This window comes from Paraglaciecola sp. 2405UD69-4 (assembly GCF_047525415.1).
In the GTDB taxonomy this organism is placed as follows: Bacteria; Pseudomonadota; Gammaproteobacteria; order Enterobacterales; family Alteromonadaceae; genus Paraglaciecola.
This window is the reverse complement of the sequence record NZ_JBLIXM010000002.1, coordinates 568,951-582,775: the sequence shown is the minus strand read 5'-3', so window position 1 is coordinate 582,775 and position 13,825 is coordinate 568,951. Positions and strand designations below refer to the sequence as shown.

10 protein-coding genes are annotated in these 13,825 nt (G+C 41.8%); 7 read left to right on the top strand and 3 right to left on the bottom strand.

Annotated elements, in window-relative coordinates; genetic code table 11:
- Nucleotides 1-39 precede the first annotated feature (39 nt).
- The 4 genes from ACMUMK_RS08970 to ACMUMK_RS08955 all read left to right on the top strand — a co-directional run bounded on the left by ACMUMK_RS08970 (nt 40) and on the right by ACMUMK_RS08955 (nt 6,023).
- A complete protein-coding gene (locus ACMUMK_RS08970) occupies nt 40-1,143 on the top strand; it encodes a metalloprotease (RefSeq protein WP_414700790.1) in 1,104 nt (367 codons plus the stop codon).
- A 194-nt stretch (nt 1,144-1,337) separates the two neighbouring features.
- Nucleotides 1,338-2,951 carry an FAD-binding domain-containing protein gene (locus ACMUMK_RS08965; protein ID WP_414700789.1) on the top strand — a complete coding sequence of 538 codons (1,614 nt, stop codon included), beginning with the start codon at nt 1,338-1,340 and terminating at the stop codon, nt 2,949-2,951.
- A 128-nt stretch (nt 2,952-3,079) separates the two neighbouring features.
- Entirely contained in the window at nt 3,080-4,942 is a 1,863-nt protein-coding gene (locus tag ACMUMK_RS08960) for a methyltransferase domain-containing protein (protein WP_414700788.1), read from the top strand.
- A 178-nt stretch (nt 4,943-5,120) separates the two neighbouring features.
- The gene (locus tag ACMUMK_RS08955; RefSeq protein WP_414700787.1) at nt 5,121-6,023 is read left to right on the top strand and encodes a chemotaxis protein; all 903 of its coding nucleotides are present in this window, start codon (nt 5,121-5,123) and stop codon (nt 6,021-6,023) included.
- A gap of 41 nt (nt 6,024-6,064) precedes the next feature.
- Here the strand turns inward: ACMUMK_RS08955 and ACMUMK_RS08950 are convergent, their stop codons facing one another.
- The 3 genes from ACMUMK_RS08950 to ACMUMK_RS08940 are packed head-to-tail and all read right to left on the bottom strand — an operon-like array spanning nt 6,065 to nt 11,046.
- The gene (locus tag ACMUMK_RS08950) at nt 6,065-7,177 is read right to left on the bottom strand and encodes an ankyrin repeat domain-containing protein (protein WP_414700786.1); all 1,113 of its coding nucleotides are present in this window, start codon (nt 7,175-7,177) and stop codon (nt 6,065-6,067) included.
- A gap of 10 nt (nt 7,178-7,187) precedes the next feature.
- Nucleotides 7,188-8,558: a DUF1552 domain-containing protein gene (locus ACMUMK_RS08945; RefSeq protein ID WP_414700785.1), complete on the bottom strand. Its 1,371-nt coding sequence runs from the start codon at nt 8,556-8,558 to the stop codon at nt 7,188-7,190.
- A complete protein-coding gene (locus tag ACMUMK_RS08940) occupies nt 8,527-11,046 on the bottom strand; it encodes a DUF1592 domain-containing protein (RefSeq protein WP_414700784.1) in 2,520 nt (839 codons plus the stop codon). Before ACMUMK_RS08940 ends, ACMUMK_RS08945 begins: the two co-directional genes overlap by 32 nt.
- 292 nt (nt 11,047-11,338) lie before the next feature.
- On the opposite strand from ACMUMK_RS08940, the gene ACMUMK_RS08935 reads away from it, so the two are divergent.
- The 3 genes from ACMUMK_RS08935 (at nt 11,339) to ACMUMK_RS08925 (ending at nt 13,787) form a co-directional block, all read left to right on the top strand.
- A complete protein-coding gene (locus ACMUMK_RS08935; RefSeq protein WP_414700783.1) occupies nt 11,339-11,590 on the top strand; it encodes a YdcH family protein in 252 nt (83 codons plus the stop codon).
- Nucleotides 11,591-11,737: 147 nt separating this feature from the next.
- Complete coding sequence (locus tag ACMUMK_RS08930; RefSeq protein WP_414700782.1) at nt 11,738-12,211, top strand: DUF6491 family protein; 474 nt, start codon at nt 11,738-11,740, stop codon at nt 12,209-12,211.
- A gap of 187 nt (nt 12,212-12,398) precedes the next feature.
- The gene (locus tag ACMUMK_RS08925) at nt 12,399-13,787 is read left to right on the top strand and encodes an MFS transporter (protein ID WP_414700781.1); all 1,389 of its coding nucleotides are present in this window, start codon (nt 12,399-12,401) and stop codon (nt 13,785-13,787) included.
- Nucleotides 13,788-13,825 lie beyond the last annotated feature (38 nt).

Sequence of the window (13,825 nt, the reverse complement as noted above, 5' to 3'; positions counted from 1 at the left end):
GAGTAATATTGCCTTAGCAAGTTTTATTGAGATTATATAGTGCATTTATTAGAAGTAGAGTGTTTAGGTAAACCCCTTAAGTTAGAGGGTTCTATGGCGGGTTGGCAGCAACTTTTTTGGGGTGAACAATGCGTGTCGCAAATTGATGCGAGTGCCGCTGCAAATAACGATGACGCCCTAGAGGGAACTCCTTTTTCCCATCAATTTACATTACAAAGTGAGCAGGGTGATATCCAAGTTGACTTGAGTGGTGGACTTAACTGGCAGCCTTTTAAGTTGCAATTTACCTTGGTGGTAAATGACCAGCAAATAGAAGAAGGTACCCTTACCGAAAAAGATATAGAGCAAAGGCAGGTTACCCAAGGTAAAAAACAGCCAATGAAGTTTAGTTTTATTGGTATGGCGAGCTTGGGGTTAAAGCTGCTAAAAAGTGCCAAGGTAATTAAGGTGCTATTCGCCGCTGGTAGCTTAGCGGCTTATAGTTGGCTTTTTTCTATTGAGTTTGCCATTGCCCTTATCCTTTGTTTGGTGTTTCATGAATACGGTCATATTAAGGCTATGAAGTACTTTGGTTTAAAAACCAAAGGCATTTACTTAGTGCCTTTTGTGGGCGGCCTTGCCCTTAGTGACGATAAAATTAATACCCGTTGGCAAGACATAGTGATTTCAATAATGGGGCCATTTTTCGGCTTGATTTTGTCTGTGGTTTGCCTTTTAGCCTATTGGGTGACAGATATAGAAATACTCGCTGGTTTGGCGGTGTTTAATGCTTTGCTAAATTTATTTAATATGCTGCCAGTATTACCCTTAGACGGCGGCCATGTACTAAAAAGTATCGCGTTTTCGGTTAACTCTTGGGTGGGCATTATTGCTTGTATTTTAGGCGCCGTTTTAGGTGTGTTTATTAGTTATTACTTTGGTTTAGCTTTATTAGGCTTTTTACTTGCCATTGGTAGCCTCGAAATATTCTTCGAATATAAACGTAGGCATTTAAGTGAACTTTTACCCCTTAACCGCTATGCGCAGTTAGTTTCTGTTGTATGGTATGTGGTAACTATAGGCGGTTTAAGCGCAATTATTTGGTTAGTAGGCCAAACGGGTAACGATGCCTTGTCTTTACCCCTTAAAATATTAGGCAGTTAACCTTCTTAAACGGGCCTAGCCTTTAGGCCCGATAAGCTAAATCCCATCAATATAAAACTCTGATCAATAGCAGTGTTTAAAGCTTTGATTGATTGCTTTTAAGTAATCCAAAATTTGCTGTTAAGCGTATATCACCCATTAACTTTCTTTTGCTGTTTCATTAACGCTTTGATACCGGACATCCAATTATTTCTATGAGCATACGCGCCCATACACCAAAAAATGTGGCCATTTGGTGGGTTAAAAGAGATGTGAGACTTTTTGATAACCAAGCGTTAACTCAAGCCTTGGCCCGTAACAAAATTGTTCTTCCGGTATTTTTACAAGAGCCTTTACTCCTTAATGGTCCAGATTGGGGCGATTTTCACACTCACGCGCTACAAACAGGGGCTAGTGCTTTAAGTCAAAACTTGAATCACTTTGGCAGTGGCTTGTTGGTGTTTAAGTTGTCGCCTATAGAGGCTGTACAGCAAATTAGTGCTCTAATTAGCGAACTTGGATATGTGGTGAGTGAGGTGTATTCCCATGAAGAAACGGGCTTAAATCATACTTTTGAGCGTGATAAAACCTTTAGCCTTTGGTGTGGTAATAACAACATAAAATGGTATGAATTCACCAATAATGGTGTGGTTCGTGGTCCCATAGACAGAGACTATTGGGATAAGCATTTTAAGGGCTACATATCTAAATCTGTGCTTGGCGTTCCTAAAGATAAGTTACTTGTTAGTTTTCCTGATGAACTTAAGCAAGTGTTTAACCATCATCTTCAGCAGAATCATCCCCCCCTTAAGCTACACCAAGCCCCATCGGAATACTCAAGCGTAAGTGAGAGGTATGCTAGGTCAATATTAAAAGACTTTTTATGGGTACGCGGTAAAAAGTACCGAGGGGGAATAAGTAGCATGAACAAAGCTCCCAGTGCCTGCTCTAGACTTTCTACTCAGTTGGCTTGGGGGGCGTTATCGTTAAGAACAGTACTTCAAGAATGCGATAATAGGTTACAGCATTTAGTTGAAGCGCAGCGAGCAACGCCAGAGGAAAATCATCAGCAATGGATATCTAGTTTACGAAACTTCATCTCACGGCTTTTTTGGCATGCTCACTTTGTACAAAAGCTTGAAAGCGAAGTAGAGATGGAATTTCAAGCCGTAAACAAAGCATTTAGAGAAGGTGTGCCATATATCACCCATGAGTTGGACGAAGTAGAGCACAATAAACGCCTACAGGCATGGTTGTATGGTGAGACTGGATTTCCGGCTATAGATGCGGCTATGCGTTATTATCAAAAACACGGATGGTTGAATTTTAGATCCCGCGCTATGATCACCAGCTTTGCCTGCAATGCGTTAAGGTTGCCATGGCAAACGGTTATGTATGAATTATCCAAATTAATGGTTGATTACGTACCTGGTATCCATGTATCGCAAATTCAAATGCAAGCAGGTATCACAGGGATCAACGCTATTAGAATTTACTCGCCGCAAAAACAGCTGCATGATCACGACCCAAAGTGCCACTTTGTGCGTAGTATGATACCCGAGCTGCGTTCTTTGAAAGCTGAACAAATCATGGCTCTTAATCACGAAAACCTAGCCCCAGAATATACAAACCCAATAATCGACTTTAAACAAGAATCAAAAATAATGAAAGACGCTCTGTACGGTATCTCAAAGTCAGTAAGTGGCAGGCAAAATGCTAAGCAGGTATTTAAAAAGCACGGCTCGCGAAAACGCAACACATCCAAAGGTCAAAGCAAACCAAAAGCTAAAACTAGCATTCAAGACACACCGCAATTAAAACTCTTTTAAATTAGCTAATGAGTCTGTAAAGGCATAATTACCTTTACCCCAGAACCTTTATTCTTTTACTATCAGGAGGAGTTATAAAACATATTCGTGTCTGGTAGTTCTAATAGCGGTATGACTAAGGGAATATAATGTCGTCTGAGTATTACAATAAGCGAGCTAAAGATGTGTCTGAGCAGTACTTATCGCTTACGTTTGAAGAGGTCCATAATAGCTGGATACATCAGCTACCGGCTATTTTAGACAAGCCAAATTTGGCGATTTTAGATGTGGGTGCCGGCGCTGGCCGTGATGTAAAGCGAATAGCAGAGCTTGTGGCTGAAAATCAACCTCAAGGTAGCATCGCCCAAGTATATGGAGTGGAACCATCACATGCTTTGTTGCAAGTTGGGCAGCAAACCACAAAGGGTCAAAATGTCCATTGGCTTCAAGATTCTTTACCTTCCCTAGACAAAACAACCAAGTTAGAGCTTAGTTTTGACTTGATCTTACTAAGTGCCGTTTGGATGCATGTGCCACCTTCACAGCGCAGCCGCGCCCTACGTAAGCTAACTAACCTACTTAAGCCAGGCGGTAAAATTGTCATCTCTCTTAAGTTTGGTATGACACCAAAGGAGCAGCAAGAACGCAGTATGTTTGCTGTGAGCGTAGAAGAGGTAGAGCACCTAGCTCAAAACCTTGGGCTGTTTTCAAGTTTAGTGGGCACGACAGATAAAGATAAACTGGGTCGTGATGCTGTTTATTGGCAAACCTTAGTATTGCAATTACCTGATGACGGGACTGGTGCGTTTCCTTTTATTCGTCACGTTGCCATTAATGATGGTAAGGCTGCCACCCATAAGTTGGCACTACTAAGAGTGTTATTGCGGATTGCCGATGGACACCCCGGCGCAGTGTTGCGGCGCGAATCTAGTCCAAGCGGTGACAGGGTAATATTACCCGTGGGGTTAGTGGCTTTGTATTGGTGTCATCAATATAAAGGGCTTATTGATACCCACCAGTTATATCAAACACCAAACAAAAGCCCAAACATGGGGTTTATGAAAGCAGAAGGTTGGCATAAATTAACCCACCGCACCGCGGCAGATTACCGTATAGGTAATATGTTTTTAGGTGATGATGCCATAGCACTGCATAAAACACTCTCGGCGGCTGTTACCAATATTAAAACAATGCCTTGTCGCTATATAACCTTGCCCAATAGTGACCAGACTATATTTGAAGTAGACAATAAAACAGTCAGAGCTAAAGACAGCTTGTTTCTAGACCTGCAAACTTTAGAACAATGGGGCGAGTTTTCATTGCCAGAGTCTACTTGGTTAGCCTTTAATCGTTACGCTTGTTGGATAGAGCCAGTACTGGTAAGTGAATGGGTGAAAACCATGGCAAGTTATACCGGCAACCAGCAATATGCCGCACCAGAAAATCAATATTATTTGCATCAAGCATTAAATTGGTTAGAGCCCAAACGCAGCACTAGTGAAGTAAGAACTAGGTTTGAGAAAGTTAAGCAGCAATGTCCTGAGCTCGCTCAGTGCGTTTGGTCTGCTAAATCACTTAAAAGAAACTATGACATTGATCACAGTATGCCATTTGCCCGCTGGCCAAATAACGATCTTTGGAACCTATTGCCAACCGATAGCAAAATCAATAATCAAAAAAGCGATCGCCTACCAACTGAGCAAAAATTAAAAGAAGCCAAAGAACGAATTCAAAGCTGGTGGCAACAAGCTTGGTTGCAACCAAAGCAAACATTAGAGATAAGGGAGCAACCAGCAAGTTATAACCTTGGCCTTAATCAGTCTAATTCTGCGGTCTCAGAACCTTCAACAGGGTCATGGCAACAAGACAAGCAAAGCAAACGCTTTTTTGCAGAAGCTAACATAGCCTTGCCTGGGCTAAATTCAAACAACCAGTCAATCGATGATCTATTTGAGGCTCTGGTGTTACAAAGAGGTAGATTAAAAGACATGCAACAGTTGGCAGAATGGTGATGTTTTTTAATTAGGCTCTATATTTACCAAAGAGTGTTAAAGCCAAAAAATCTGTGGCCTGATTGCCATCAATGTTTGCTGTTTTTGTTATGTGCAAACTAAAAATCTGAGGATACACTTAGGTTTATTGTGTTTTGGTCGATTTTTACTGTATTGATTTTATTTTTCGGAGAGAGTTGTGGCTTCTAAAGCTAACTATTCACAGGGGCTTTTATTGTTTCGCCTTAAGAATGGGCGTCAACTAGCTTTGGGTACATTAAAAATTCTAGAGCTGGTGCCTTATAAACCTGTGACTTCTATGGTGCAGTCTGTGGCGGGCGTGAAAGGTATTTTGAACGTACGGGATAAAACAATTGCTGTGATTGATATGGCTGAGGTGATTGGGTTTGGTCCTATCCCAGAAAGCGAGCTGAGTGATTCTTATATAGTTGTCACTGATTGCCAACGAAAAGTGGTGGGTTTTGTAGTTAGTAAGATTGATAAAATAGTTGAGACTAACTGGCGGGAGATTAAACAACCGGATAAAAGGTTAGGTGCTGGGGTGTTTATAACCGGCACAGTTGAAGTGGCTAATGAGTTTATTCAATTGATAGATGTTGAGTTAATACTCAATAAGGTGTTCCCGCCAGACCCTCAAGCGGCCCTTGCTGTGGTGACAGATTTACAACGAGAAAAGCTCAAGCCCATGAATATCTTGGTTGTTGATGATTCGTTGACCGCAAGGCGACAGCTTACCGATGTGTTAGAGCTGTTACATGTTCCCTTTCATGTTACTGATGATGGCCATAAAGCCTTAGAGTATATGCGTCAGCAAGCGCGAAGTGGCCACCCAGTTAACTTGTTGGTGTCTGATATTGAAATGCCGGGATTAGATGGTTATGAGCTTACTTTTGAAGTTCGAAATTCCCCAGCCTTGGCGGCAACTTATATTATTCTGCACACTTCTTTGTCTAGTTCTATCAGTGTGAGTCAGGCCCATCAAGTGGGCGCAAATACCGCATTAACAAAATTCGAAGCCAAAGAGCTGGTACTCGCTATGTTGCAGGGAGTGGAGTTTATTAATGAGCAAACTGCCCAGTAGGGGCTGTTAGCTTTATAATCTTCGTTGGCTATGTTTTTTGTTTACCCTTCTAAAATTTCTATGATTTTTACTAACTTCTGCTGTTTGGCTATCTCTAGTGGCGTAAGCTGGGGTGGAATATAGGATTCTGTTTTAAAGTTGGCTTCATAGCGCCATTTCAGCTTAGACGGTTCGCTAATGGTGTTAGGGTTCGCCCCTAGGGCTATTAATTTTGTCACTAATTCGGGCTGGTTAGCTTTAACTGCAGCATGTAACAGTTGGTAACCGTCGCGGTCAAAAGCGCTTAATACTGCTTGGGCCTGCTCTTGGTCCATAAGAGAGTCTAGGTTGCTGATATACCAATGTAAGAATTCGAAGTTTGCAACATATACCGCAAGTTGTGCCGCAGTTGTGCCGTCTTTGGCTGTGGCAAATAGGTCGGCACCATGCTTTATCGCTGCTTGAATAGTGTTTAGGTTCTGACTTTTAATGGCAAAAAATAGTGGGCTGTACCCTAGTTTGGTTTGATGATTGATGTTTACGCCTTGATTCACTAAGTAGGTTAGGTTTTCGACCTTGCCATTGTTAGCGGCCCACATTATTGGTGTTTGCCCTTGGGCGTTTTGGGCGTCTATGTCTACTCCCAAGTTGGCTATTCTGGCTAAATCAATACTTGTAGCTGAGCCTGCACAAAGTTGAAAGGCACTAGTGCCATCTTCTATTGTTGCTTTAGGGTTTGCGCCTTTATCTAGAAGGGCATTGATGATCTCGCTATTACCGTATCTGCAAGCTTGTATGATAGGCTTGAAGCGATTGCCATTGGTGATATCTACTGTTGCGCCGTTTTCAAGCAGTAAGTTCACCAGTTTAGGACTTTGGGTTTCAACGGCCCAGTCTAGCAGACTTGAGCCGTCTGGTAGAGGCTGATTAACATCGATTTTTGTCATTAAACTGGATAGCAGAGTATGGTCTAAGTCTAAAATCGCCTGTTTGCTGTTTAGTAATAGTTGCTGCTGTACTTGCTGATTTTGGTTTGCGTTAGATAAGCTAGGTTTAGCGTTATCTTTGCAGCTAACTAGGCAGGTGAGAAGTAAAGCCGCTATGCCCAACTTTATGCTGGTTGCTAACAATTCGCTGTTAATGCTTGTACTTATGGTTAAGTTAGGGAATGTCATACAATAAACCTTAGCTAATTAAGCCGGTAAGTGGCTCAGTGCTGTCGCCGAAGCTTTCTGTGGGTATCCCCATTTGCTGCAACACAGATAATAAAAGGTTACACATGGGCGTATGTTTTTGGGCAGCTAAATGCCGGTTGCCCTCTAAGCCACCGCCTGCAAGGATAATGGGTAAGTCCATATGGTCATGGTCATTAGACTCACCTATGCAGGCGCCACGAACTACAAAGGTGTTGTCTAGTAGGTTTGATTCGCCGTCGGGAACACTGGCCATTTTTTCAAGGTAGTCGGCAAATAACTGCATATGGTAGGTATTTACTTTAATAAGCTTGTCGATTTTTTGTGGATCATTAGCGTGATGGCTCAACGCGTGGTGACCATCACGAACTCCAAGGTTGTTGTAAGCATGATTACTTAACTCGCGGCCAAGCATAAAAGTACTGACGCGGGTCATATCGGTTTGCAGTGCTAGCATTTGTAGATCTAGCATGATTTTTACATGCTCTTCGTAATCTGTGGGGATATTCGCTGGGACACTAAACCCCTCTAAGTTCATTTCGATGGTGGTTTCTCTGGCTTTAGTAATGCGCCGTTCAACATCGCGAATAGACTCTAAATACTGCTCCATCTTATGGCGATCATTTACTCCGAGCCTTTGGTTCACTCTTTTGGCTTCATGATTGATAAAGTCCAAAATACTAGTTTTATGTGCCAATCTCATTTGGCGGGTTGGCTCGTCAATTTGATTGCCATCACCGAATAGGTGTTCGAATACATCGCTTGGAGCAACCATAGCGGGTAATGCTTGGGTTGGGTTTTTCCAAGATATAGTATTGGTATAGGTGCAACTGTAATTTATATCGCAACTGCCTAGTAAGCTTGGTGGCTCTATACCTAATTCTAATGAGGCTAGTTGTGTGTCTTTTGCAAAATATTTTGCCGCTATTTGATCTACGGAAACTCCGCAGTATATGTCAGCACCTTCAGTTGCTTTGGCATGTGCCCCTGTTAAAAATGCAGGGCAACTTCTACCATGGCCAGCTGGCGGTGCGCCAAAGGCACTGGCTTGATAATGGCCTAACCCAGAGATAACAGTGTATTTATCACGTACCTTTTCAAGTGGCATTAAAATGGGAGTAGCCTTGTAGTTTTTCCCTATACTTGTTGGCGTGTAATGTGTCATTCGCATACCGTTTGGTGAATAAAACACTGTCATTCGCTTGGGGCGCTGTTCGATAGATTTTGCCATAGCTGAGGGTAACAGAGACTCCATTACTGGTAGGGCGATAGCGGCACCTATTCCTTTTAAAAAAACACGTCGATAGGGGCTATTACCATTATTGATGGTATTAGTGTGCTTTAACGATTTGCTGATTTTCATTATTAGCCTCTGGTGCTTTTTTATAATTAAAAGGGGTACTGCTAACCACAGCTTCAATAATGCTGTGAATACGGTAGTCTTGGGTTCTTGCTTGTTGGGTTATTTTTCTAACTATTGGTTGGTCGTATGGCTCTAATCCTCGACCTAGGGCATAGGTTAGCAATCTGTCTGTAAAGGCTTGAGCAAAGCGCTCTCTGCGGTCCCATAAAATGGAATGTAAGCCATTTAACCCTTCAAACTTACTGCCATCTGGCATTTGTGCGGTGACATCAATTTCTTGATTAGCATAGGTATGTCTGAAAGCGCCTACTGCATCGTATTTTTCTAACGCTAACCCAAGAGGGTCCATGCGCACATGACATGCGGCACACACTGGATCGGCTCTGTGTTTAGCTAATTGTTCTCTCGCTGACAGGGCAATGCCATTGTGTTCGGCGACTAATGCGGGCACATCGGGTGGGGGAGGTGGCGGACTAGCTGCTAGTAAATTATCTAAAATCCATTTGCCACGCTTAACGGGCGAAGTATGATTTGGGTTGGATGTTAGGGTTAAAATACTCGCTTGGCCTAAGAGGCCACCACGGTTTGTTTGTTGATCTAATGATACTTTTCTAAAGGCGCTGCCTTTGACACCACTAATGCCATAGTGGGTTGCGAGTTGCTCGTTAAGGTAACTGTAATTAGCGTTGAGAAAGTCAAAGATAGATGCGTTGTCTTTTAAAATACGGGTAAAAAACAATTCAGTTTCTCGGCCAATGGCTTGTTTAAGTGGCACATTAAATTGCGGAAACTCAAATACATCAGGGAAGTGATGGGGGAGGTTACGTAAATAAAGCCACTGGCCCGCAAAGTTATCGGTAAGTGCTTGAGCTTTTGGCGAGTTGAGCATGCGCTTAATTTGCGAGCTTAATATTTGTGGCTCTCTTAATGCACCTTTTGCCGCTAAATCGCTTAGTTCTTTGTCTGGTAAGCTACTCCATAAAAATAGTGCTAACCTTGCAGCAAATTCAAAGTCATTAAGTTTATATACTTGACCTGGCTCAATATTCACAGGTCTTGGCTCTTGTATATATAAAAAGCTTGGGGATACCAGCAGTGCTTGTATGCTGGTGGCTATGCTGCCTTTAAAGTCTAAATCTGCTCTTGCTCGCTGAAATACCTCAAGTAACGGCTGAGTGTCCACTGCACTGACAGGCCTTCGATAGGCTTGAGTCGCAAGGTTTGTCATAATGGTTTTAGCGCATGCTAACTCTTCGGCATTTAGGGGGGCTGAAGGCCTTGAATCTGCTGTAACAACGGGATAGCAAACAAAAATCTTACGGGTGCTTGCAGTTATATCATTTGCCTTAGGAGTGTTGCTGTTGTCTTCATTAGTTTGTAATGGACCAATCACTTCAACTTCAAGGACATCTCGTAAAAATGCCGCTTGAGAAAATCGTGCCGACATATAATAAGAAGGCACTTGAATGGTTTGTACGCGGGCTCCATCAATTATAAAATCTAACTCTAGTAAGCTTGGTTCTTTGGTTGGCAGTACAACATAACTGGTACCTTTGCGGACTTTAGGTACCTCTTCAGATAAGGCGAGTTGTTTACGAAAACTCAAGCCGATATTGTGTTTACCTGCTGTTAATATGATTTTATGGCTGTGGCGGAGATTCTCTAGTCTGTCTACTTCGTTAGCGGTATTAGCATTTAGAAAACCTGCAATTTCATAGGTCCCCGCTTTGGGTGCATAAAAGTCAAAGCTACCTCCACCACGGGAGTCTAAGGGGAGTTGGTCATTGGCTCTAAGGTCAAAAGACTGGACTCCACTATTTTTAACTGGCCCATCTTTAGGAATGAGGTAGTTCGTTTTAGTGGCAACAGCGCCAGCTACACCTGTTGCCAACTTACTCAGTTTACCCGCTACCGACAAGTACCTTTCGAGTAGTGTGGTAGAGACTCCAAGGACATCGGCATTGTTATCAAAGCCATAGCCAGAATCGTCTCCCGGCAAAGATTGCGTGATATCTATGTCTAGTGCTAATAAATCTCTTACTGAGTTGGCATATTCGCTACGATTTAAACGGCGAATAGTGGCTCGGCCGGGATTTGGATGGTGTTTGCTATAGCTATTGAGTGATGACTCTAGCCAATGTAAAAAGGATGCTTTTTGTGCTGGGGTAAGCTGCTTTTTATCTGCTGGAGGCATGTCTCCCATAGACACAGATTTAAGCATGGCTTCCCAAAGCCTTTGATTTTTGCCCAACGCTATATCACTAACGTCAACGTCTTCTACGGACCAATTACCATCAAAAATATAATCGTTGTGGCAATTTTCACAGCGGTCATTTATTAACTCGGCTGCTTGCTCTTGTGTAAATTTGGCTGGAAAAGGTGGTGAGTTGGCAGCTGCACTTTGGGAAAACACCATAAACCAGAGCACCCCTATAAAGCCTGTTTGTAGGTGGAATAAAAATCTATTGTGGGGCGTACGCAAGGTCATTTGCACTCTCATTAAGCAATCTCAAGTCATTACAAAGGATAAACAGGAACTTAAGGTTAAATGCCCCATTCAGCAGCTTTTATGCCAAGGGTGGTCTAGTTGGTCAGGAAATTAACCCAATGAAAAATAAAAACTTTTTAGGGAAAGAATTATGGGTTTTAGGTTTGCTCTAGGGGTTGGAATACAGAGATTAAATGGAGTGCAATTAACCTGATGTAGATCAATAGTTATTCAAAATAAGCTCCTAGACTTACTACTGAAATTAATACTGTTGAGAGGGGATTTATCAATTATGGAATTACAAAAACATACGTTACTTAAGGACTTTCCAGATCATCATCATACTATTCGTCATTTAAAAATGAATGATGGGCATTTTGCTAAGTTATTTGATGAGTACCATGAAATAGAGAGTGAGGTACATCATATAGAGAAAAACCATGAGGCTGTGGCAGACGATTATTTAGACTCGTTAAAAAACCGGAGAGTACATTTGAAAGATGTACTGTTTAATTATGTGAAAAGGGCTGAGCAGGAGCTTTAACATTAGGGCCTTGAGGCCCGTGTTTAATAATCTGAACTTTTTGGATTTTGTTTTACCATAACTTTAAGAAAAGCAGGCGCTGGTCTGTTTATTCTGAGTGTAACCTGATTTTCTATGGCTTAATGTCGTTTTACGGTTGGTTTGATAATGAAAATATTCAATTGTAGTTTAGTGTTATTAGGTGCGGTGAGCCTAGTGTCATGCTCAAGTTTAAATGTTGATTTGCCCAGTTATGATGAAGTGCTACGTACTGAAACAGAGCAAGATGGTAGAGCCTGTGTTCGTCAGCGCAATATTAGTGGCTATGGCACATTAGATGATGATGTAATTAGTATAAGTAGCTCTGGCAAAAAGCGTTATTATTTGGCTACCACCTTTATGAATTGTAACTCTTTATTGACAAGTTTTAGGGCTGGTTTTAAGGGAGACTTTTTTGAAGTATGCGGTGGCAGAAATGATAAAATCATAACCTCCGATGAGGCTTGTCCAATTAGGAGTATCTTTGAATTTGATACCAAGGATCAAGCTATGGACGCATTTAATCATGCTGAAAAGACCATAGAAAGCATTAGAGATGAGGCTAAAAAGCAGCAAGATGCTGACGAGCAGAAAACTGACTAGTTTTTCAGCACGGCTAGGGGGCGTTGTATTTTAATGAGGCGCCTAGCCACGACCTTTACTAAGCTACTGATGTAAATTCATTTTTATTTTGTTTTGCGTTGCAAATAAAACTCTGATTCTTATATACAAACTGTGTCGCTTCGATATGATCTATTTTATCTTCATCTAATTTTAAGTGTTGTGCGTTTTGTCTGAGTCTGCTGTCGAAAAATCTGTTTTAGCTAAATTTGCTCTGATTATAGTGTGCTTAGGTTCAATTATTGGGCCCTTAGGTATGGCGTCTGTAAATATAGCAATCCCAGATATGGCTGCAGATTTACAAGCCAATGCAAAAATGGTCTCTTGGCTACCTACCTTGTTTATTTTGAGTAGTGTGGTGTTTATGTTGCCAGCTGGAAAGTTGGCTGATAACTACGGCCGTAAGCGTGTTTATACTTACGGTTTAGCGCTAAATGCCTTTTCATCTTTTATGTGTGGTTTAGGTGGCTCTATTGAGTGGGTTTTATTTTGGCGCTTTGTTCAGGGTATCGCCTCGTCTATGATTTTTGCCACGGGTATAGCCATCATTACGTCTGTTACTCCATCTCATAAGCGGGGCGCAGCCCTGGGTATGGCTTCGGCATGTATCTATATTGGGTTGACGATAGCGCCAGCAGTTGGAGGTTGGTTAACGGAGTTATGGGGATGGCGTTCGGTATTTTTGTTTCAAGTTCCTATCGTCATTGCTCTATTGGTGTTGATTAAAATGCGTCTGAGTGGCGAATGGAAAAATGAAGGTAAAACTAAGTTTGATTGGTGGGGAACAGGTATTTTTGCGCTGTTTGCCAGCTCTTTAGTTTATGGCCTGAGTATTTTACCGCAAGTTTTAGGTGTAGTTATGCTTGTGGTGTCAGTTGTGTGTTTAAGTTTATTTGTGTTACATCAAAGTCGTAGTAGTAAGCCGTTAATTAGAGTACAGATGTTCCGAGATAGTCGTGTTTTCTCTATGTCTTTGTCTACATCTTTATTGATGTATGCCAGTAATTTTCCTTTAGTATTTTTAATGAGTTTGTATTTACAGTATGTGAAAGGCTTTAGCCCTGCTCATGCTGGGCAAGTTATTTTGTTGCAGGCCCTGTCTATGGCTATTTTAGCTCCTGTATCTGGCAAGCTTGCTGATAGGTTCCAACCTCGGTTGGTAGCCACATTAGGGTGTGTCATTGTTGGAGTAGGTTTAGTGATACTTAGCATGATGGATACCAATACCAGTATGGCTTACATTGCTACATCTTTATTATTAATTGGTGTCGGGTTTGGCCTGTTTTCTACACCTAATAACAATGCCATTATGGGAGCGGTGCGTAAAGATGAGGTGGGGGTGGCATCTGCTTCGTTAAACTTGTCTCGGACTATAGGTAATCTTTTAGGTATGAGTATAGTTAATTTAATGGTGCATATTTATATTGGAGACGCACAGTTCAGTGCAGAGCAAAACCCTGCGCTAATTTATACCTTTGATAAAGCTTTATTGATGTCTACTGGCTTTGTTATTGTGGCTTGTGTTTTATCGGCACTGCGAGGAAAGTCTAAGGGTTAGGTATCAGTGTAAATAACTTTGTTGCTATTTATTAACCT

Coding starts and splice junctions, on each gene's coding strand:
- ACMUMK_RS08940 (WP_414700784.1), bottom strand. CDS start 11,046: ATGACCTTGCGTACGCCCCACAATAGATTTTTATTCCACCTACAAACA.
- ACMUMK_RS08960 (WP_414700788.1), top strand. CDS start 3,080: ATGTCGTCTGAGTATTACAATAAGCGAGCTAAAGATGTGTCTGAGCAG.
- ACMUMK_RS08965 (WP_414700789.1), top strand. CDS start 1,338: ATGAGCATACGCGCCCATACACCAAAAAATGTGGCCATTTGGTGGGTT.
- ACMUMK_RS08950 (WP_414700786.1), bottom strand. CDS start 7,177: ATGACATTCCCTAACTTAACCATAAGTACAAGCATTAACAGCGAATTG.
- ACMUMK_RS08935 (WP_414700783.1), top strand. CDS start 11,339: ATGGAATTACAAAAACATACGTTACTTAAGGACTTTCCAGATCATCAT.
- ACMUMK_RS08930 (WP_414700782.1), top strand. CDS start 11,738: ATGAAAATATTCAATTGTAGTTTAGTGTTATTAGGTGCGGTGAGCCTA.
- ACMUMK_RS08945 (WP_414700785.1), bottom strand. CDS start 8,558: ATGAAAATCAGCAAATCGTTAAAGCACACTAATACCATCAATAATGGT.